Raw genomic sequence first — 20,597 nt, 5'->3', positions numbered from 1 at the left:
CATCCAGCCAAACTGTCCATGACCAACAAACGATTGAAGGCCGGATGGAACGAGGACTTTCTCGTCAGCCTCATCTCGTGAAAATTAACTCACCCGATTCCCCTGCCTGCCTTCTACGCCCAAAATAGGCGAGGGCAGGCGCTGCCGCGCAATCCCTCGTTTCGCTCAGTTGGCCGCCGCTGCAATCAGCCGTTCCGTCAGGTCGAGCGTCAGCGCATCGAAATGCGAAATCACCGCCGACGGTTCGAATTCTCTGACATGGCGGTCGGTGTAGCCGAAATCGACAGCGACCACCGGAATGCCGGCGGCCTTGGCGGTGTCGATGTCGGTCTGCGAATCGCCGATCATCAGCGCGCGATGCGGATCGCCGCCAGCCAGCTTGATCGTTTCGATGAGATGGCGCGGATCGGGCTTGCGGAAGGCGAACGTGTCCTGGCCGGCGATCGCGGCGAAATGCTTTGTCAGGCCGAGCGCCTCGATCAGCGCCACCGAATTGGCCTCATATTTGTTGGTGCAGATGGCAAGCAGGTAGCCCGCCTTCTCGAAGCGGGCGATCGCGTCGACCACGCCGGGGTAGGGGCGCGACTTGCCGGGGATGTTGAGCGTATAGTGATCGAGAAACAGCTTTAGCAGCCGGTCGTGTTCCTCGACGCCGAGCGATTTCTGCTGCGCGGTATGCGCGCGCTCGATCATCACGCGGCCGCCCTGGCCGACAAAGCGCCGGAAGCCAGCCTCGTCGACAGCGGCAAGCGCGCTGGCGGCGAGGCTGTGGTTGAGGCTGTCGAGCAGGTCCGGCGCCGTGTCGATCAGCGTCCCGTCGAGATCGAACACGATGATCGGTCTGGTCATGGCCTGTCCTGTGGTTGCCCCTGCGGTATTGCAGGCAGGCGATAGCGGCTGCGCTTCCTTCAGGCAAGCAGGCGCGGTCAAAGTCTTTGACCGGGCGGGCAAAAGTGCTAGGAGCGCGCAATCAGAAAAATCAACAATCAGGCCAAAAACCTCCGGGGCAAGCATGGATGCGAGGCAGTTGAAGGTCGAGGCCGCGCGGGCAGCGCTTGCCCATGTCAGTGACGGCATGCGGCTCGGCATCGGCACCGGCACCACAGCGGAAGAATTCGTGCGGCTGCTGGCCGAGAAGGTCGCCACGGGCATGACCATCATCGGCGTGCCGACATCGGAGCGCACTGCCGCTCTTTGCCGCGAGCTCGGCGTGCCGCTGTCGACGCTGGAGGAAACACCCGAGCTCGATCTCACCGTCGACGGCGCCGACGAGGTCGATCCGGCGCTGACCCTGATCAAGGGCGGTGGCGGCGCGCTGCTGCGCGAGAAGATCGTCGCCGCGGCATCCGGGCGCATGATCGTGATCGCCGACCGGTCGAAGATGGTCGAGACCCTCGGCCAGTTTCCGCTGCCCATCGAAGTCAATCAATTCGGCCTGCGCGCGACCGAAATTGCGGTTGGGGCAGCGGCCAAAAGCCTCGGCCTTTCCGGCCCGGTTACATTGAGGATGACGGGGAGCCAGCCTTTTGTTACAGACGGCGGCCATTTTATCCTCGATGCATCTTTTGGCCGCATTCCGGATACAAGAGCGCTTTCGAATGCTCTCCATGCCATTCCCGGCGTGGTCGAGCATGGTCTTTTCATCGGGCTGGCGTCAGCGGCCATCATCGCCGGCGGCGACGGCATCCAAACCGTCCATGCCGCCCGAAAACCAGGGAGTTCTACCGATCATGATGTTGCATAAACGGGTTCGCCAATTCTCCGCCATCGTGGCGGCTTCGGCTGTCTTGGTGTTTTCCGCGCCGGCGTTTGCGCAGGATGTCACCGAATCGCATCTGAAGGCGGCGCGCGCCGCGGTCGCCGCCATCCACGCGACCGACCCGTTCGACAACATCCTGCCGCAGGCGGCTGCCTCGCTCGAGCAGCAGCTTATCCAGAAGAACCCCGACATGCAGGAGCTGATCGGGAAGACCATCAGCGAGAAGGCGCTGGCGCTGGCCTCACGCCGTGCCGACCTGGAGAAGGAAGCGGCACTTGCCTATGCCAAGGTGTTCTCCGAAAAGGACCTCAACGACATCGCTGCCTTCTACAATTCCGATGCCGGCAAGAAGCTGCTCGACAGCGGCCCAGCGGTGACGCGCGAACTGGTCAAGGCTGCCGACATTTGGCAGAACGGCCTGGCGCGCGACCTCGCCCAGCAGGTCGGCGAAACGCTGGCAGCGGCCGCCAAGGCCAAGGCTCCCGCGGCGCCGGCCGACGGCGCTGCCCCAGCTGATGGCGCGGCCCCCGCCGATGGCGCAGCGCCCGCTGACGGTGACCAGCCAGAAGCGCCGAAGAACTAAGTCGTCCGATTTCGCCACCGGCGTATTCGCTGGACCAAGAAAGCCCGGTGCAAACCGGGCTTTTCTTTTGCCGCCACGCAGCCTACCTGTCTCAAACATTTCTGAGGCAGGAGCAGCGGCATGGCCGGTTACGACTACGATCTCTTCGTCATCGGCGGCGGCTCCGGCGGGGTGAGAGCGGCGCGCGTGGCGGCGGCACTCGGCAAACGCGTCGGCATTGCCGAGGAATACCGCTATGGCGGCACTTGCGTCATCCGAGGCTGCGTGCCGAAGAAGCTCTACGTCTACGCCTCGCAATTTCCCGAGCATTTCGCCGATGCCGCCGGCTATGGCTGGTCGGTGCCCGAGGCGCGTTTCGACTGGCCGACGCTGGTCGCCAACAAGGATCGCGAGATCGCCCGGCTGGAGGCTATTTACGAGAAGAACGTGAAGGGTGCCGGCGGCGAGACATTCCATTCACGCGCCATGCTGGTCGACCCTCACGTCGTGCATCTCCTGGGCGACGATCGCACCGTCACCGCCGACCAGATCCTGATCGCCACCGGCGGGCGGCCGGCGCCGCATCCGGCTCTCGTCGGCCACGAACTTTGTATCTTTTCGAACGAAGCCTTCGACCTCAAGCAATTGCCGAAGTCGATCATGATCGAGGGCGGTGGCTACATCGCCGTCGAATTCGCCAATATCTTCCATGGCTTGGGCGTCGACACCACGCTGGTCTACCGCGGCAAGGAGATCCTGTCGCGCTTCGACATGGATCTGCGGCGCATGCTGCACGAGACCATGGAAAAGAAGGGGATCAAGATTCTCTGCCACGCCGTGTCGGAATGGGTCCGCAAACGGCCGGACGGGCGGCTGGACGCGCTGGTCACCGGCGGCAAGGTGTTGACGGTCGACCAGGTCATGCTCGCCATCGGCCGCATCCCGAACACCGAGAATATGGGCCTGGAAGGCGTCGGCATCGAGCTCGGCAAGACCGGCGCCATCGTTGTCGATGAGTACTCCCGCACCAACATCGACAACATCTGGGCGATCGGCGACGTCACCAACCGTGTGCAGTTGACGCCGGTGGCGATCCACGAAGCCATGTGCTTCATCGAGACCGCCTTCAAGGGAAATCCGACTGCGCCCGACCACGACACCATCCCGACCGCCGTCTTCTCACAGCCGGAGATCGGCACCGTCGGCCTGTCCGAGGACGAAGCCGTCAAGCGCTACGCCGACATCGAGATCTACCGCGCCACGTTCCGGCCGATGCGGCACACGCTGTCGGGCCGCGACGAGAAGATGCTGATGAAGCTGGTGGTCGACGGCGCCACGCGAAAAGTGCTTGGCGCGCACATTCTCGGGCCGGACGCCGGCGAGATGGCGCAGCTTCTCGGCATTCCGCTGAAGGCCGGCGTCACCAAGGACGATTTCGACCGCACTATGGCCGTCCATCCGACGGCGGCGGAGGAACTGGTCACCATGTACAAGCCGACCTATCGCGTGAAGAACGGCGAACGGCTAGGATAGGGCGCTGATCAACCGGATTTCGGGGGCGCATCAATGAAATCGGCAGCCTTCATCCTTGTGGTATCGAGTCTACTTGCAGCGGGCGCAGCGGCGGCTAAGGACAGGGCCAACTGCAACAGCGTTTCGTCCGACAAGGAGCTGTCGGACATTTCCCTTGGCGCCATCACCGCCCGCAAGCTCAACTTCCTCGCCAATGAATCCGAAAAGCCCGGATGTCCGTCCGCCGACCCGTCCTGCGCAAAGGCGGCTTTCGTCCGGGCCAAAGACAAAGTGGTTTTCGACACCGATGTCGTCGCGGGCGGTTATGTCTGTGCCGCCTTCGTCGATCGTCGCGGCAACGAGACCAGCGGCTGGCTGCCGGTGGCGGATGTCAATCCCGTTACGGTGCAGCCGCGCTGGGTGGGCCATTGGAGATGGTACTCGGCATCTCGCATAGACATCGCCCGCAAATCGGCCGACAGCGCAGCGGTCAGCGGATCGGCCGTCCACGGCCAGGGTGGCGCGGCGACCGAAGGCAGCTTCGAGGCCGTCATCGATCTCAAGCAGGCAGTGCAGGGATTTGCTTTGCAGGACGGCAAGCAGGTGGCTTACCGGGAGGCCGGCAAATACGACTGCGCCGTCATGATGAAACAGCTCGGCCGTTACCTTTTCGTCAGCGACAACAGGAATTGCGGCGGCGCCAACATTTCGTTCTCCAACGTTTATGTGAGGCGCTGAGAGCAAGTCAGGACGCGGACGGCGCCACGGTGTCGTTGCTATTTCTGCTTCAGCCGGCGCGAAAAACGCATCCATTTGTCTTCAACCGGCCGCGGCTGTGTAAGGATCGTGGTGAGCTCGCGCGGGAGGTTCGGAACAAGCGGCTTCTTGGTGGCGACACCGTCGGCGATCGCGACCACGCTGTGGTAGAATTCCGCGCCCGAGGCCGAGCGTGGCGCAACCGCCTCATGCATGATGCTGATCACCGTGACATCGGGACAATTGTCCTTGATCGCCTGATGGAAAGCGATCTTGCCATCCGGATCGAGCGCGCCGGTGGCTTCGTCGAGGAACAGAAGCCCGGGCTGCTGCAGCACGATGCGGGCCACCACCAGCTTCTGCTTCTGGCCGCCGGAAAGCATCTGATCCCAGATCTTTCCCTCGCGGCTTTCGTCGGCCATGTGTTCGATGAAGTCGCCAAGGCCAGCCTTGTGCAGGGCAGACGCCACCTGCGCATCGCCAAAGTCCTGCTCCGAGCCGGGCAGGCATACCAGCTGTTTCAGCGACACCTGCTGCAGCTTGACCTCCTGAGCGGCATAGAAACTCTTCACGCCGTCGGGGAAGACGATGGTGCCGCGACCATAGGGCCACAGGCCGTTGATCGCCTTGACCAGCGAAGTCTTGCCACTGCCGGACTCACCCTTAAGGAAGGTCCACTCGCCGCGCCGGAAGCGCAGATTGGCCGCGCTCAGGAACGGCGTGGCATCTTCGCCCTGATGCGCCAGTTCGAGCTTCTGGATGGTCAGTCCGAAGACCGGGTTCTGGCTGGCATAGTGGAAGTCGGAGCGCCCGGTCTGGCTGTAGAATTCCTGCGGCTGCTGGACGTTCTCGATGGCGTTCGCCAATTCGATGACGCGCTGGCTGTTGGCGCGAAGCGTGGCGAGGCTCGGCATGACATGGATGAACCACGAACACTTGCTGATCAGCGCATTGACCTGCTCGGAACCGGTTACATACCCTGTGAAATCAACCTTATTGTTGATGAAAGGCACAATACCGGGAGCAAAGGCGACAATTTTGGCTCCCACAAAATTATAGACCGATTCGAATCCTGAATAGATATTGTTGACGATATTGAACTTCGACCAAGTTCGATCGATGTCGAGATAGAGCCGACCATGGATTTTCTTCTGGACTTCTTCGCCTTGCGCCGCTGACACATGGAAGCTACGGCGCAGTAGCGTGAGCAATTCGCCTCGATAGCTGCCTTCAGCCTTCTGCATCCGGATGTTGAGCCACTCGAGCATTCCGCCGAGTTTGACTGCGATCCAGGTGTTGAACGGCACGTAGATGGCGACCGCCAGAAGAGCGAGGACGACGCTGCCGTAGCTACCGAGGAACTCCAGCCCTTTCACCTCCACTGAATTTGCCAGCAAAGCTCCCCCTACAAAGTACAGCGAGGTAAAGACGCCGAACACACCCTGTGCGAGCCCCAAGGCCCCACCAGTCATATCTTTAATCGATTCCTGAACGCGCTGGTCGATGTTGTCGGGAGCCGGCGTGCCGGCCGAGCCATTCTGGGCGTGGTAGTGCGTGTGGTTGTTATCGAGGAGAGCTTCATTGAAGCGGCCATCCAGCCAGCCTCGCCATTTGCGATGCAGTGTCGCAGAAACAAGGCTTTTGACGGAAGTAATGCCCGCATCCTTGACCAGGACCAGCAAGACCAGCAGCCCGGCATTGGTAAGAAGCGATTCAAGCGGCGCGGTATTCGCAGCATCGTGGAAAAAAGCGATGGAGTTTGACAGCTTTCCCATCGCCACCGTGAACCAGACGTCGGCCTTGCTCGATAGAGCAGTTAGCGCCGCGACCACCAGCGTCAGGGTCCAGGCTTCCTTCCACCGGTTCGAGAACCAGTAGGCCCGCATCAGTCCCCAGAAGGTCCGCATCGACGATACTGGCGTCAGGGGCGACGGGCCAGCGGCGGCGTCGCGGTTCCAAAGTGCCGATATTGAACGTCGCGGTCTGTCGACCTGAATCACAATCCCGCCCAAACCTTTTTTAGTTTTGTTACGGATAGTAACACCAATTGATCATTTTCTATTAATTTTATCGCGGCGAATGTGAGGTAGCCCACCTGCCGTTGCCGTGAGGCAACAGGTGGTGCGTGGAGACAGCGGTCTCCAGGCCAAATATTTCGTTTGGTTTCAATGTTTTGTGAGAGCGCTGAGATGTGCGAAAAGCTTCCCTTGGGGAAGCCGGATTCACGGTTTCGTGAACCGATCAGCCTTGCCGATCAGCCGGAAGTCCTACTGCGGACTGATGGAAAAACCGGAAAATTTGCTGTCCGTGATCGCTTCCGGCCGCCCGAATCAACTTTCCCGAAGCCGAGAAGTGCCGGGAAAGGGTCCTGGCGGCGGCGTCATGGCGGTCGATCACCACTTCGCCGCTGTTAAAGCGAACATGATCGGCCGGGGCGCGCTTTTTAGCTGCCGCTCAACAAGATTGACAATTCATGTGCCGCCGGTTGAACCTTGCGCAGCACTGTCGGCACCCATGCATATCCGGTTCTCCAACTAGGAAGCTCCCCAATGCTTGCACGCGCAGCCGCTCCTGCAATCCTGTCGCTCTTTGCCTTCCTGCCTCTGGCGCATGCCGGCAGCCAGACCATTGCGGCGAGCCCCGAAAGGCAAATCGAGTTCAATGCTCCATCCGGCAACATCGGCTGCATCTACACACCGAAGGGCGGCACCAACACCTACGAACCGCAGGATGGCGGCCCTGAGCTGAGCTGTTCGCGCGTCAAGCCCAGCTACGTCACTGTGATCCTCGGACCGAACGGTCCGGCGACATTGATCAAGAATCCGGGTGAACAAGGCTGCTGCAGCGATGTCACCAAGCTGGCCTATGGCAACAGCTGGAGCAAAGGGCCGTTTACCTGCCAGTCGTCAACCAAAGGATTGGCCTGCACGGGCAGCAACGGCCATGGCTTTTTCGTCAGCAAGGCCAAGGTGACGGTCAAGTAATCAACCGGTCTTTTCCAGCTCGCCCTTGGCCTTGGCGGCGGCGACCTGGCGGATGGCGTCGGCCAGCGTGTCGGCGTCCTGCGCGCCCATGACGGCATATTTGCCTTCGAGCAGGAAGCACGGCACACCAGTGATGCCCATCCGTGATGCCGTAGCGATTTCTGTGCGCACCGCCTCGACGTCGGCGTCGGTCGGCAACAGCGTTTCGACCACGGCAGCATCCATGCCGGCCTCGCGGGCGGCTTCGATCAGCACCGCGTGATCGCCGATATTGGCACCTTCCTCGAAATACAATTGGAACAGCCGGCGCACCAACCGGTTCTGCACAGCTTCGCCGGCTGCTCCGGCCCAGCGGATGACACGATGCGCGTCCAGCGTGTTGGCGGCAACCTTGATGGCGTCGAAGGCGAAATCGATGCCTTCGGCTTCGCCGAGCGGCTCGATGCGGGCATGCATCTGGCGGATGCGCTCCTCACTGCCGAACTTGGCAATCATGTATGCGCGCCGGTCTTTGCCCCCTTCCGGAATGGTCGGATCGAGCTGGAACGGCCGCCAGCGCACATGCACCTCGACGTCGCCGGCAGCGGCGATCGCCTTGTCGAGCCGCTTCTGGCCGATGAAGCACCAGGGGCAAACCGCGTCTGAAACCACATCGACGGTGATGGAATTGTCTTCGCTCATCTCGATCTCCTGCCGCGAACACTTCTTAGAGCATGATCTCTGGAGAAAACGGCCTTCCGTTTGTCCGAGAAAACCGGCAACCGCTTTTCGGGATCATGCTCAGTTCGCTTTGCGCCACCAGGTCGGCCATTGATAACCGAATATGGGCGTCTTTTTCGGATGGTCCAGATAATTCCAGTAAGCTAGCCATTGCTGCGCGTTGTACTGCATGGGCACCATGTAGTTGCCGGAGATGAGCAATCGGTCGAGGACGCGCACCGCGGCGACGTAATCCTCCTTGGTCCGCGCTCTCAGCATCGCATCGATCGCCGCATCCACGGCCGGATCGGCGACGCCGGCCAGGTTGAAGGAGCCTTCCCTTTTGGCTTCTGACGAACCCCAGCGAAAACTCTGCTCGATGCCGGGCGACAGCGAGTTGCTGAAACCGCTCGACCCGATCAGCACCTCGAAATCGAAACGCTGCTTGCGCGACTGGATCTGGTCGGCTTCGAGGCTGCGGATGGTCGCCGTGATGCCGATTTTCTCCAGCGTACGCTGATAGATGGTGGCGAAACGCTCCTCTTCCTGCGAAGCGGTCAGGATCTCGAAACCGAAAGGGTTTCCCTTGGGGTCGAGCAGCACGCCGTCCTTGACGGCAAAACCCTGGCTCTTCAAGAGGTCGAAGGCCACCTTCAGCACCTTGCGGTCCTGGCCCGTGCCGTCATTCACCGGCGGCCGCCAGGTGCCGTCCATGACATCGGCCGGCACACGGCCGGGGTAGGGCGCCAGCAGCGCCTTCTCCCTGTCGTCGGCGGGATGGCCGAGCGCCGACAGTTCGGAATTCTGCCAATAGCTCATCGTGCGCGAGTACTTGCCGCCGAACAGGTTCTTGTTGGCCCATTCGAAGTCGTAGAGCATGCCGAGCGCGCGCCGCACCACCGGATTGGAAAACTTCTCCAGCCTGGTGTTGAACAGGAACCCAGTCACCACTGGCGGTATGCCGATGTCGAAGGTTTCGGCGATTACCTCGCCTCGGCGGAAGGCGGGAAAATCGATGTCGCGCTCGCGCTTGATCGGATCGCCCTCATCGTAGATGGCGCAGATGCCTTTCTTGAACGCTTCCGTCTTGGCGTTGGCGTTGAGGAAGTACTCGATGGTGATCTGGTCGTAATTGTCGAAGCCGCGCTTGGAGGGGAGGTCCTTGCCCCAGTAATTCGGGTTGCGCTTGAACACGATGCGCTGTCCCGGCTGCACTTTGTCGACAATGTAGGGACCGCTACCGATCAGAGGCTTCAGCGTCGTCTTGTCGAAAGTGTCCTTGTCGAAGGCATGCTTGGGGATGATCGGCGTCAGCGCGATGATCAGGGGCGTCTCGCGGTTGGCTTTTTCATTGAAGGTAAAGCGCACGCTGTGATCGCCGGTCTTTTCGAGCTTGGCGATCAGGCTCATGCGATCGCTGTAGGGCGGGCGGCCCTTGTCGGTGAAGACATCGTAGGTGAACAGCACGTCCTCCGGCGTCACCGGTTCGCCGTCCGACCATTTTGCGTCAGCGTTGAGGTGGAATTCGATCGACTTGCGCTCGGGGTCCATGTCGGCGCTGTCGGCGAGCAGGCCATAGAGGCTGAAGGCCTCGTCATAATTGCGCGTCATCAACGGCTCGAAAACCAGGTTGCCGTAGTTGAGATCGAGCATGCCGCGTGCCGTGGTGCGCAGGCTCTTCAGAATGAACGGGTTGAGGTTGTCGAAACTGCCGACAACGCAATAGGTGATGTTGCCGCCCTTGGGCGCATCCGGATTGACGTAGTCGAAACGCTGGTAATCGGCGGGCAGCGCCGGATCGCCCTGCATGGCGATGGCATGTTTCGGCTCCGACATCGCGGGCTGAAGCGAAAAAGCGAGAAACGAGATCGCGGCGATCAGCCAAACAAGAATGCGGCCCATGACCGTCTCCTTACTGGGCGGCTTGATGATTCGGAATGCACCCTAGCATGGCGCCGCCGCGCCCCGGCCAGATACGTCGACCCAAATCGCGAGACCCAAATTGCACGGCCAAGAATCGCAGGCGCCGGGCTGGATTCGGCTGCGCATGCGGTGTAACACGCGCTCCGAAGTCATCCTGTTGCCTCATTTCGGCAACAGGTAGCTGGACCACACGGCGCGAAGAAGCCGGTCCCGGGATCATTTGAGAGGAAGTGCACGACATGACGAGCCTGAACAGCAACGCATACCGCCTTTCGGTCATGGCCGCAGGCGTGGTCGGCTTTCTGGGCGCCGGACTTCCCACCGCTTCGGCACAGCAGCAGCAGATTCCGCAGGGCTGGTTCAAGGCCTGCACCAAGCAGGAAGATGTCGACATCTGCAATGTCCAGAACATCGTCACCGCCGGCAACGGCCAGCTCGTCACCGGCATCAGCCTGATCGAGCTGAAGGGCAAGGTGAACCGCAAGGTGTTCCAGGTCACGGTCCCGACGGGGCGTCTGGTGCCTCCCGGCATCGGCCTGCAGATCGACGCCGGCAAGGCGCAGAAGCTCGACTATGTCATCTGCTTCCCAGACCGTTGCGTGGCCGAAGTGCCGTTGAGCGACACGCTCGTCGCTTCCTTCAAGAAGGGCCAGGCGATCACGCTCACCTCGGTCAACTTCCAGAACCAGCCGAACCCGATCAAGGTTGCCTTGACCGGCTTCAGCGGCGCCTATGACGGCCCGCCGCTGCAGCAGTCCGACATCGAAGACCGCCAGAAGAAGCTTCAGGACTTCGTTGCCAAAAACAACCAGGACTTTGCCAAGAAGCTCAAGGACGAGCAGGACAAAGCCAAGGCAGCCAACTGATCTCGGGCAAATTCTAAAAACAAAAAGCGGGGCATTGCCCCGCTTTTTTGTTGCCGCTCAGGACGCGGTCAATGCCTCGACTGGCGCTTCGGCTCGTAGCGTCCGTCCGGTCGCTTGTCGAACATCTCGCCTATCTGAGGATGGCGGACCGGCTCGTCCGATTGATCCTCCAGCAGGTTCTGCTCGGACACATAGGCGATGTATTCGGTTTCCGAATTCTCGGCGAGCAGGTGGTAGAACGGCTGGTCCTTGCGCGGCCGCACGTCGGCCGGGATCGCCTCATACCATTCGTCGGTGTTGGCGAATTGCGGATCGACATCGAAAATGATGCCGCGAAATGGAAACAGCCGGTGGCGAACCACCTGTCCGATCGAGAATTTGGCTGTTTTCATGATACTCACCACTAAGCCCTGAACCGCCCGGCGTCCCTTGGAATGCACGACACGCGCTCTAAGGCTTTGAATTTACACACGCCGTCACCAAAAATCGAGCCCGACTTTAGGGCTGGTATCTCGCCTTATCTGGCGCAGACGGTGCTTCAATTCAATGCCGAAGCGCGTGACGCCCGAGGAAGCTACGCGCCAGCCCGGCTCAGGGTTTTCGGCCCAGGGAAAAAATGTCTGACGTCATCGGTCTTGTTCTTCCGTTCTTCGGGCTGATTTTCATCGGTTTTCTGGTGGCACGCATCACCAGGCAGCCGCTGGAAGCGCTTGGCTGGATGAACACCTTCATCGTCTATGTCGCGCTTCCAGCCCTGTTTTTCCAACTCCTGGCGCGGACGCCGTTCTGGCATCGATCGCGGCACTGAAACTGATCCTGCATCCACTGCTCTGCTACGTCGTGCTGAGCTGGGTCGGCAATCTCTCCGAGATCTGGGTGTTTTCAACCGTGCTTATGGCGGCGCTGCCGACGGCCACAAACGTCTTCGTCATCGCCCAGCAATATGGCGTCTGGGTGCAACGCGCCTCGGCCAGCGTACTGATCACGACCTGCTCTCGGTGCTGACGGTGACTGGGCTGCTCTATCTGATCCGGCACGGCATATTACCGCCGGACCTGTTTCCCTAGGCCACCGAAGAGTCCGGAAAAGCCGCTGCCGGGCCGCAGTCCCTCGCGCATGAAGAAGCCGCGCAACGGCGCAAAACTGCCGAGCACGCTGAGGCCGGCGCTGCGCGCCATCTGAGCCGGCAGCATGTCCGACAATAGCGACATGTTGAGCAGGTTGACCGCGCTGCTGCGCGCCAGAATGTCGGGACGGCGCCTGGAATCATAGGCCGCAAGCACTTTGGCCGCACCAGGATCGTCGCGATGTTCACCAGCGATTCCAATCAGATCGTCGATGTCCCTGATACCGAGGTTGAGACCTTGGGCGCCGATCGGCGGAAACACATGCGCGGCCTCGCCGACCAGGGCAACGCGGTTCTGCGCGAAGCGGCCCGGTGATGCCGCCGAAAGCGGGTAGATCTGCCGGCCAGGCTCGACCGACACCCGGCCCAGCATCGACTGCATCTGCTGTTCGACACGCTCGGAAAGTCTCGCGTCGTCGAGTGCGGCGAGGTCCTTTGCCGTTTCCGGTCTCACCACCCAGACAAGGCTGGAGCGGTTGCCGGGCAGTGGCACCTGGGTGAACGGCCCGGTTTCGGTGTGGAATTCTGTCGAGGTGAAGCCGTGTTCGCTGCGATGGCCGAAGTTCAGCACAAGTGCCGCCTGCGGATAGGATCGCACCGACGCAGCTATACCGGCCGCCTCACGCGCCGGCGACAGGCGCCCATCGGCAGCGACCGCCAGCGATGCGGAAACTTCGCGGCCATCCGCCAGAACGGCATGTGCCTCGTCGGCATCCAGGCGCCAGCCCTCAACCATCACCTTCAGCCATTCGATGCCGGAATGCGCGGCGACGGCCCTGGCCAGCGCCGGGTTAAGCACGCTGTTGGGCAGATTAAGCCCGAACTCTTCCTCGCCGATTTCCGTGGCGCGAAAGGTGACCACCGGGCTGCGGATCAGCCGGCTTGTGGCATCGACGATGCGCATGACCTTCAGCGGCGCGGCCTTTGGCCTGATCTCGGCCAGCACGCCCAGCCGATCGAGAATCTTGAGGGCAGGGTTCATCAGCGCCGTTGTCCGGCCATCGGGGCCGCCCGCTTCGGGGCCGACGAGCGTCACGGGAAATCCCGCCTCGGCAAAACCGAGCGCCGCGATCAGCCCGGCAGGGCCGCTGCCGGCAACCAGTATCCGTGCTGTCTCGCGGTGATCCAAATTGGACTTCCAGTTTGCGATGCAGGCCCATCCTGTCTATCCATGGATATAGGTCAGACCATGCGGCTTGATCAACGCGGCGATTAGGCTCATTCGATTGCCATGACCGGTGAGCAGGACGATTTCAGCCATCTCGACCGCGCCGGCCGCGCCACGGCAAGCCTGGCCCGCAGTCCCCGGCTGACGGTCAACATCGCCATCGCCGGCAGCATTCTCATCGCCTGGTTCATTCTCGGTGCCCTGGCGATCCGCGGCGCTGAAAGCCGGCTTCCCGGCGCCGGCGCACCAGGCGATGTGGTCCTGCGATACCTGCCGCAACTGCCGCTGCCGGATTTTCTCGACCGCTTCTTCGGCCTGTGCCTGACACCCGCACCGCTCGACGCCGGCAGCGGCGTAAAACTTCTGGCGCTGATCGCGATGTGGTTTTTGATGGCCGTGGCAACGATGTTGCCGTCGGCAGCGCCGATGATCCGCACCTATTGCGAGATCGCCGACACCGCCCGCATCAGGGGCGAGCCGGTGGCCCACCCGCTGGTTCTGGTTTCGGGTTACCTCTGCACATGGCTCGTCGCCTCGGCTGGTTTCGCGACGCTGACGCTGGCCGTCCACGCATTTGCGTCGGGGCGATTGCTCGACCCGGTGGCCGGCTTCGCCGCGGCCGCTGCTTTGCTGGTGGGCGGCCTCTACCAGTTCACCAGCCTCAAGCAGGCCTGCCTGACAAAATGCAGGAATCCCTTCGCTACCCTGTTTTCCAACTGGAGCGCCGAGCCCAGCCGCATTTTCCGGCTCGGGCTGGAGCAGGGCCTGTGGTGCCTGGGCTGCTGCTGGGCGCTGATGCTGGTGATGTTTGCTGTCGGCACGATGAACGTGTTCTGGATGGCGCTGATCGGCCTGTTCACCCTGATCGAGAAACAGACCAGCGGCAGGGTTCCAACCCAAGTGGCCGGTGCGATACTGCTTGTCTGGGCAGTCGCCCTGCTAGTAGTCTCTGCATAAGGGGGAGAATTCAATGGCAGAGCAAGTCTGGGCGATGAAAGGAGAGCTCGTACTCTCTTGTAATTGCACGATTTTTTGCCCTTGCGTGCTGTCGCTTGGCAGCCATCCGCCAACTGAGGGTTATTGCCAGACCTGGGCAGGGTTCCGCATCGATGCTGGCCATTTCGGCGAGGTCGACCTGTCTGGCCTCAACCTCGGGCTGGTCATGGAAATCCCCGGCTATATGAGCCGCGGCAACTGGACCGCAGGCCTGTTCATCGACAAGCGCGCCTCGGTCTATGCGGTGAAGGCGCTGACAAGGATCTTCACCGGCAAGGCCGGCGGAACAACCTCGCTGCTGTCCATCCTTGTCGGAAAGTTCCTCGGCGTCGAGCAGGTGCCGATCACCTACGAGACGCGTGACAAGACGCGTGTTTTCCAGATACCGAAGATCATCGACGGGGCGGTGACACCGATTCCCGGCAAGGATCGCGAGAAGGATACCGTGATCAGCAACTCGGAATACTGGATCGCGCCGGAGATCATCGTGGCCAGATCCGACAAGAGCAAGATGCGGGCTTTCGGCCGTAACTGGAATTTCGCCGGCCGTTCGGCCGAAATCTGCAAGCTGGATTGGCGGGGCCCGTGAGCAAGAACACAACCGCCAGGAACGCCGCCAAAAAGATCACGGACCGGATTCCGCGTCCGAAGAAGAAGGTCACCTGGCCGCAGGCGCGTGCGTTTTCGGTCCATCTGTTGACCGCGTCGGGCTCGTTCCTGGCTTTCCTGTCTTTGGTGGCGGCGAGCGAGGAACGCTGGACGGCAATGTTCTGGTGGCTGGGGCTCGCGTTGTTCGTCGATGGCATCGACGGGCCGATCGCGCGAAAGCTCGAGGTCAAGGAGATCCTGCCGACCTGGTCAGGCGAACTCCTCGACAACATTATCGACTACGTCACCTATGTGCTGATCCCGGCCTTCGCGCTCTACCAGCGCGGCTTCATGGGGGAGCGGCTATCGTTCCTGTCGGCGGCCATCATCGTCGTCTCCAGCGCCATCTACTATGCCGACACCGGCATGAAGACGAAGGAGAACTTCTTCAAGGGCTTTCCGGTGGTCTGGAACATGGTGGTGTTCACCCTGTTCGTCATCGAGCCGGGCCAATGGGTGTCCTTCGGCGTCGTCGTGGCGGCGGGCATCCTCACCTTCGTGCCGATCAACTTCATCCACCCGGTTCGGGTGGTGCGGCTGCGGCCGATCAACCTTGGCATGACGCTGCTATGGTGCGCTTTCGGCGCGCTGGCACTGGCGCAGGCGGCGCTTGCCGCTTTCTACGACCAGATCGGCGTTCTGGGCGAGCAGGTCAGCGTCTTCACCAAGGCCGGCATCACCGTCACCGGGCTTTACCTCGCCTGCATCGGCGCTATCATGCAGTTCTTCCCCAAACTCGGCGCCAAGCCGGACGAAAAAAAATCCTGACCGCAGGAAACCCAGAAATGTCCAAAGCCATCCGTATCCACGCCCATGGCGGTCCGGAAGTCCTGACCTATGAAGATGCCGATCCGGGCCAGCCCGGCGCCGGGCAGATCCTGGTCAGGCACACGGCGATCGGCCTCAATTTCATCGATGTCTATCATCGCACCGGCCTTTACCCGCCGCCCGGCGGCTTCCCGCTGATCCCGGGCGGCGAAGCGGCCGGCGTCGTGCTGACGGTTGGTACTGGCGTCGACTGGCTGAAGCCCGGCGATCGCATCGCCTATGCCGTCAATGTCGGCGCCTATGCCGAAGAACGCGTCGTCGCCGCCGACCGCGTGGTCAAGGTGCCGGACGGCATCAGCGACGAGCAGGCCGCCGGCATGATGCTGAAAGGCATGACGGCGGAGTATCTGCTGCGTCGTACCTTCAAGGTGAAGGCCGGCGACACCATCCTGTTTCATGCCGCAGCCGGCGGTGTCGGCCTGATCCTGGGACAATGGGCAAAACATCTCGGCGCGACCGTCATCGGCACGGCAAGCTCGACTGACAAGATCGAGCTCGCCAGGGCGCATGGCTTCGATCATGTCATCAACTACAAGGAGCAGGATTTCGTCGCCAGCGTCGCCGCCATCACTGGCGGCAAGAAATGCGACGTCGTCTACGATTCGGTCGGCAACGACACATTCCCCGCCTCGCTCGATTGTTTGAGGCCGCTCGGCATGTTCGTCGCTTTCGGGCAGTCCTCGGGGCCGATCCCGCCATTTTCGATGTCGCTCCTGGCGCAGAAGGGCTCGCTGTTCGTCACCAGGCCGACGCTGTTCGTCTACAATGCCAAGCGCGAGGACCTCGAAGTCTCCGCCGCGGCCTTGTTCGACGTGGTGCTGAGCGGCGCGGTCGAGATCAAGATCAACCAGCGTTATGCGCTGAAGGATGCCGGCAAGGCGCAGGCCGATCTCGAAGCCCGCAAGACGACGGGCACCACCATTCTGATCCCCTGAGGGGAATTTGCCCAGTTGTTCAGCGCTTTGCCGCGGCGCCGGGCGCTGTTTGCACTAAGAACCGGCCGGATACTTTCTTGCGTGAAACAGGCTTATCATTACCCCTTGAGTTTCCGCTGAAATTCTTGAAGCTCTTTCAAGGTGGGTGCTGCTTTCGCACGAGAGCAGCCAGCGCATACCATGCTGGCGGGAACACAGAACATGTCCGGAAACCGGACGGGAGGCACTGTGAGTGCAGATCACAATGGAGCGAACCTGCTTGAGGTTCGTGGCCTGACCAAGATATTCGGCACGCTGACGGCGTGCGATCATATCGACCTCAACATCGCCAAAGGCGAGATACACGCGCTGCTCGGCGAAAACGGTGCCGGCAAGTCGACGCTGGTCAAGATGCTGTTCGGTTCGCTGGAGCCCAATTCCGGAGAGATTTTCTGGAATGGTGACGCCGTCCGCATCACCAGCCCGGGCATTGCGAAGAAACTCGGCATCGGCATGGTGTTCCAGCACTTTTCGCTGTTCGAGGCGCTGACCGCGGCCGAGAACATCGCTTTGTCGCTGGATGACGGCTCGCCGATCAGTTCGATCGCTGCCAAGGCGAGGGCGCTTTCCTTCAGCTATGGCCTACCGCTCGATCCGGACTCGCTGGTCGGCGATCTCTCGGTCGGCGAACGCCAGCGCATCGAGATCATCCGCTGCCTCTTGCAGACGCCCCAGCTCATCATCCTCGACGAGCCGACCTCCGTGCTGACGCCGCAGGAAGCCGACAAGCTGTTCGAGACGCTGGAGCGCCTGCGCTCGGAGGGGAAATCCATCCTCTACATTTCGCACCGGCTGGAAGAGGTCAAACGCATCTGCGACCGCGCCACCGTGCTGCGTCACGGCAAGGTCGTCGGTCACTGCAATCCGCGCGAGGAAACCGCTTCTTCACTGGCCCGCATGATGGTCGGCAACGAGGTGAAAGCCGTGGTGCGCGCGCCGGCCGAAGGCATCGAGACCGCCGCGCCTCTGCTCGAGATCCGTGCGCTCAGCCGCAAGCCGGCGACGCCGTTCTCGATCCCGCTGAAGAACATCAACCTCACTGTGCGCGCCGGCGAGGTGATCGGCATTGCCGGTGTCGCCGGCAACGGCCAGGGCGAGTTCTTCGAATCCGTCTCCGGCGAGGTGCTACAGCAGGACGCCGCGTCCGTGCGCATCCGTGGCAAGGACGCCGGCGCGCTCTCGATCACCGGCCGGCGGCTGATGGGCGCCGCCTTTGTGCCGGAAGAACGCCTCGGCCACGGTGCGGCGCCACGCATGAAGCTTTCGGAAAATCTGCTCCTGTCGCGCCACGCCACGGACGGCAAGGTCTTTGTCGGCACCGGCGGCGCAGTCAAGAGCGGTGCGGTCTATGCCGCCGCCCAGCGCATCATCGTGGCGATGGATGTGCGCAAGAGCGCACCCGATCCGGAAGCCGCTGCCCTTTCGGGCGGCAATCTGCAGAAATTCATCGTCGGCCGCGAACTCGACCGCAGCCCTGCCGTCATGGTCGTCAACCAGCCGACATGGGGCGTCGACGCCGGTGCTGCTGCCCATATCCGCCAGGCGCTGATCGAACTGGCGCGCAGCGGTTCGGCTGTCCTGGTCATCAGCCAGGACCTCGACGAGCTGTTCGAAATTTCGGACGCGATCGCGGTCATGCACAATGGCGAACTGTCGAAACCGTTGCCGATTGCCGAGGCCACCTTCGAAAAGATCGGCCTGTTGATGGGCGGCGCCGAGCCCGGCCACGCCGAACACACGCTGGAGACGGCATGATGCGCCTCGAACTCGTCAAACGCCCACAGCGCTCGATGCTGTTTTCGGCGCTGTCGCCCTTCATCGCCTTCGGCCTGACGATCATTGCCGGCGCGATTCTGTTCGCGCTGCTCGGCGTCAACCCACTGACTGCCTTCGAGATCTACTTCATCGAGCCGATCAGCCAGGTCTGGCAGCTGCATGAGCTGGCGATCAAGGCAGCACCGCTGATCCTGATCGCGGTCGGCCTGTCGGTCTGCTACAAAGCCAACATCTGGAACATCGGCGCCGAAGGCCAGTTCATCCTCGGCGGCATTTTCGGTTCGATCATCCCGGTGTTGTTCCCGCAGTTCGAGGGACCGCTGGTTCTGCCGCTGATGCTGTTGTCCGGCATGGTTGGCGGCGCCCTTTATGCCGCCATTCCGGCCTTGCTGAAGACGCGCTTCGGCACCAACGAGATCCTGACCAGCCTGATGCTGGTCTATGTCGCCCAGCTCTTCCTCGACTGGCTGGTGCGCGGTCCCTGGCGCGATCCGCAGGGCCACGGCTTCCCCCAGACCATCCAGTTCAACGACTCGGCCATTTTGCCCGAGCTAATGCCGGATGCCGGCCGCGCCAACTGGGGTTTTGTCTTTGCGCTGATCGCCGCCGTGCTGATCTGGGTGCTGATGAGCCGCCTGCTCAAGGGTTTTGAGGTCCGCGTGCTCGGCTCCAGCCCGCGGGCAGGGCGCTTCGCCGGCTTCGGCCTCAACCGCATGGTGTTCTTCGCCTTCCTGCTGTCGGGGTCGCTGGCTGGGCTTGCCGGCATTTCGGAAGTCTCCGGCGCCATCGGCCAGCTGCAACCGGTGATTTCGCCCGGTTACGGCTTCACCGCCATCATCGTCGCCTTCCTCGGCCGGCTTAATCCGCTCGGCATCGTCGCTGCCGGCCTGGTGCTGGCGCTGACGTACCTCGGCGGCGAAGCGGTGCAGAGCGCGCTCGGCATCTCCGACAAGGTCGCGCGTGTGTTCCAGGGCATGCTTTTGTTCTTCGTGCTCGGTTGCGACACGCTCATCCACTATCGCATTCGCCTGGTCGGCATGGCGCTTGCGCCGAAACTCGAAGCCGCGCCGAAGTTGAAGGAAGCTCGCTGATGGACATCACCGTCAACATCCTTTTGACCATTGCGACAGCGGCGACGCCGCTGCTGATCGCGGCGATAGGCGAACTGGTGGTCGAGCGCTCCGGCGTGCTCAACCTCGGCGTCGAGGGCATGATGATCATGGGCGCCGTCGGCGGTTTCGGCGCCGGCTATCTCACGGGATCGCCCTGGATCGGCCTGCTGGCGGCGATCGCCATGGGCGCGGTGTTCTCGCTGCTGTTTGCGGTCATGACGCTGTCGCTCGCCACCAACCAGGTGGCGACTGGCCTGTCGCTGACGCTGCTTGGCCTCGGCCTGTCCGGCATGATGGGGACGAGCTTTGTCGGCCAGCCCGGCGAAAGGCTGCCAAATCTCTCTGTCACGGGGCTGACCGACATTCCTGTGGTGGGCAGGCTGCTGTTCGGCCAGGATCCGATCTTCTACATCTCGATTGCGCTCACCGCCGCCGTCATGTGGTTTCTGTTCAAGACCCGCACCGGTCTGACACTGCGCTCGATTGGCGACAGCCACACATCGGCGCACGCGCTTGGCATCAAGGTCGTCCGCTACCGCTATCTCGCCGTGATCTTCGGCGGCGCCTGCGCCGGACTTGCCGGCGGCCACCTGTCGCTGGTCTACACGCCGCAATGGGTGGAGAACATGACCGCAGGGCGTGGCTGGATCGCACTGGCGCTGGTCGTGTTCGCCTCCTGGCGGCCGTGGCGGGTGCTGGCCGGAGCCTACATTTTCGGCGCGGTGTGGATCGGCCAGCTTCATGCACAGGCTTTTGGCATTCCGGTGCCTTCGCAGCTGCTTTCTTCTCTGCCCTATCTGGCAACCGTCGTGGTTCTCGTTCTAATCTCGCGCAACAAGCGTCTGACGATGATGAACACGCCGGCTTCCTTGGGGCAGCCATTCGTTCCGGATCGTTGACAACAAAAA

20 protein-coding genes and 1 pseudogene are annotated in these 20,597 nt (G+C 62.0%); 15 read left to right on the top strand and 6 right to left on the bottom strand.

Annotation, left to right across the window (positions count from 1 at the left end; all coding sequences use genetic code 11):
* Positions 1 to 165 precede the first annotated feature (165 nt).
* Positions 166 to 849: a phosphoglycolate phosphatase gene (locus ACWGTI_RS27660; RefSeq protein WP_454590052.1), complete on the bottom strand. Its 684-nt coding sequence runs from the start codon at positions 847 to 849 to the stop codon at positions 166 to 168.
* A 163-nt stretch (positions 850 to 1,012) separates the two neighbouring features.
* Between ACWGTI_RS27660 and rpiA the strand changes: the two genes are divergently transcribed.
* The 4 genes from rpiA (at position 1,013) to ACWGTI_RS27640 (ending at position 4,571) form a co-directional block, all read left to right on the top strand.
* Positions 1,013 to 1,744, top strand: a complete 732-nt coding sequence (gene rpiA / locus ACWGTI_RS27655; protein ID WP_454590051.1) for a ribose-5-phosphate isomerase RpiA — start codon at positions 1,013 to 1,015, stop codon at positions 1,742 to 1,744.
* Positions 1,731 to 2,342, top strand: coding sequence for a DUF2059 domain-containing protein (locus tag ACWGTI_RS27650; protein ID WP_454590050.1), 612 nt, complete (start codon positions 1,731 to 1,733; stop codon positions 2,340 to 2,342). Before rpiA ends, ACWGTI_RS27650 begins: the two co-directional genes overlap by 14 nt.
* Before the next feature lie 120 nt (positions 2,343 to 2,462).
* Positions 2,463 to 3,854 (top strand): glutathione-disulfide reductase, encoded by a 1,392-nt coding sequence (gene gor, locus ACWGTI_RS27645; RefSeq protein WP_454590049.1) that lies wholly within the window; start codon positions 2,463 to 2,465, stop codon positions 3,852 to 3,854.
* Between the two features lie 33 nt (positions 3,855 to 3,887).
* Positions 3,888 to 4,571: a hypothetical protein gene (locus ACWGTI_RS27640; RefSeq protein WP_454590048.1), complete on the top strand. Its 684-nt coding sequence runs from the start codon at positions 3,888 to 3,890 to the stop codon at positions 4,569 to 4,571.
* Between the two features lie 38 nt (positions 4,572 to 4,609).
* Here the strand turns inward: ACWGTI_RS27640 and ACWGTI_RS27635 are convergent, their stop codons facing one another.
* Positions 4,610 to 6,496, bottom strand: a complete 1,887-nt coding sequence (locus ACWGTI_RS27635; protein WP_454590047.1) for an ABC transporter ATP-binding protein/permease — start codon at positions 6,494 to 6,496, stop codon at positions 4,610 to 4,612.
* Between the two features lie 325 nt (positions 6,497 to 6,821).
* Between ACWGTI_RS27635 and ACWGTI_RS27630 the strand changes: the two genes are divergently transcribed.
* On the top strand, positions 6,822 to 7,127 hold the full coding sequence (locus tag ACWGTI_RS27630) for a hypothetical protein (protein ID WP_454590046.1): 306 nt from the start codon (positions 6,822 to 6,824) through the stop codon (positions 7,125 to 7,127).
* Between the two features lie 11 nt (positions 7,128 to 7,138).
* The gene (locus tag ACWGTI_RS27625) at positions 7,139 to 7,573 is read left to right on the top strand and encodes a hypothetical protein (RefSeq protein ID WP_454590045.1); all 435 of its coding nucleotides are present in this window, start codon (positions 7,139 to 7,141) and stop codon (positions 7,571 to 7,573) included.
* On the opposite strand, the gene ACWGTI_RS27620 is transcribed toward ACWGTI_RS27625, so the two are convergent.
* Both ACWGTI_RS27620 and ACWGTI_RS27615 read right to left on the bottom strand, forming a co-directional pair.
* Positions 7,574 to 8,254, bottom strand: a complete 681-nt coding sequence (locus tag ACWGTI_RS27620; protein ID WP_454590044.1) for a DsbA family oxidoreductase — start codon at positions 8,252 to 8,254, stop codon at positions 7,574 to 7,576.
* 99 nt (positions 8,255 to 8,353) lie between these two features.
* Positions 8,354 to 10,174, bottom strand: coding sequence for an extracellular solute-binding protein (locus ACWGTI_RS27615; RefSeq protein WP_454590043.1), 1,821 nt, complete (start codon positions 10,172 to 10,174; stop codon positions 8,354 to 8,356).
* Positions 10,175 to 10,434: 260 nt separating this feature from the next.
* Here ACWGTI_RS27615 and ACWGTI_RS27610 point away from each other — a divergent pair, with 260 nt between their 5' ends.
* Positions 10,435 to 11,061, top strand: a complete 627-nt coding sequence (locus ACWGTI_RS27610) for an invasion associated locus B family protein (protein ID WP_454575118.1) — start codon at positions 10,435 to 10,437, stop codon at positions 11,059 to 11,061.
* Between the two features lie 68 nt (positions 11,062 to 11,129).
* Here the strand turns inward: ACWGTI_RS27610 and hspQ are convergent, their stop codons facing one another.
* Positions 11,130 to 11,453, bottom strand: coding sequence for a heat shock protein HspQ (gene hspQ / locus ACWGTI_RS27605; protein ID WP_454575121.1), 324 nt, complete (start codon positions 11,451 to 11,453; stop codon positions 11,130 to 11,132).
* Positions 11,454 to 11,677: 224 nt separating this feature from the next.
* On the opposite strand from hspQ, the pseudogene ACWGTI_RS27600 reads away from it, so the two are divergent.
* A pseudogene (locus ACWGTI_RS27600) lies at positions 11,678 to 12,128 on the top strand (AEC family transporter).
* Here ACWGTI_RS27600 and ACWGTI_RS27595 read toward each other — a convergent pair.
* On the bottom strand, positions 12,105 to 13,316 hold the full coding sequence (locus ACWGTI_RS27595; RefSeq protein WP_454590042.1) for a UbiH/UbiF family hydroxylase: 1,212 nt from the start codon (positions 13,314 to 13,316) through the stop codon (positions 12,105 to 12,107). The pseudogene ACWGTI_RS27600 and the gene ACWGTI_RS27595 overlap by 24 nt on opposite strands.
* 102 nt (positions 13,317 to 13,418) lie before the next feature.
* Between ACWGTI_RS27595 and ACWGTI_RS27590 the strand changes: the two genes are divergently transcribed.
* The 7 genes from ACWGTI_RS27590 (at position 13,419) to ACWGTI_RS27560 (ending at position 20,588) form a co-directional block, all read left to right on the top strand.
* Positions 13,419 to 14,312 (top strand): DUF2182 domain-containing protein, encoded by an 894-nt coding sequence (locus ACWGTI_RS27590; RefSeq protein ID WP_454590041.1) that lies wholly within the window; start codon positions 13,419 to 13,421, stop codon positions 14,310 to 14,312.
* A 13-nt stretch (positions 14,313 to 14,325) separates the two neighbouring features.
* A complete protein-coding gene (locus ACWGTI_RS27585; RefSeq protein WP_454590040.1) occupies positions 14,326 to 14,940 on the top strand; it encodes a DUF1326 domain-containing protein in 615 nt (204 codons plus the stop codon).
* Positions 14,937 to 15,767 carry a phosphatidylcholine synthase gene (gene pcsA, locus ACWGTI_RS27580; RefSeq protein ID WP_454590039.1) on the top strand — a complete coding sequence of 277 codons (831 nt, stop codon included), beginning with the start codon at positions 14,937 to 14,939 and terminating at the stop codon, positions 15,765 to 15,767. Before ACWGTI_RS27585 ends, pcsA begins: the two co-directional genes overlap by 4 nt.
* A 17-nt stretch (positions 15,768 to 15,784) precedes the next feature.
* The gene (locus tag ACWGTI_RS27575) at positions 15,785 to 16,762 is read left to right on the top strand and encodes a quinone oxidoreductase family protein (RefSeq protein WP_454590038.1); all 978 of its coding nucleotides are present in this window, start codon (positions 15,785 to 15,787) and stop codon (positions 16,760 to 16,762) included.
* Between the two features lie 201 nt (positions 16,763 to 16,963).
* Positions 16,964 to 18,556 (top strand): ABC transporter ATP-binding protein, encoded by a 1,593-nt coding sequence (locus ACWGTI_RS27570; protein ID WP_454590037.1) that lies wholly within the window; start codon positions 16,964 to 16,966, stop codon positions 18,554 to 18,556.
* Positions 18,553 to 19,668 (top strand): ABC transporter permease, encoded by a 1,116-nt coding sequence (locus ACWGTI_RS27565; RefSeq protein WP_454590036.1) that lies wholly within the window; start codon positions 18,553 to 18,555, stop codon positions 19,666 to 19,668. Before ACWGTI_RS27570 ends, ACWGTI_RS27565 begins: the two co-directional genes overlap by 4 nt.
* Positions 19,668 to 20,588 (top strand): ABC transporter permease, encoded by a 921-nt coding sequence (locus tag ACWGTI_RS27560; RefSeq protein ID WP_454590035.1) that lies wholly within the window; start codon positions 19,668 to 19,670, stop codon positions 20,586 to 20,588. Before ACWGTI_RS27565 ends, ACWGTI_RS27560 begins: the two co-directional genes overlap by 1 nt.
* Positions 20,589 to 20,597: the final 9 nt, after the last annotated feature.

The organism is Mesorhizobium sp. ArgA1 (assembly GCF_053714375.1).
This window is presented reverse-complemented; position numbering and strand designations above follow the sequence as displayed.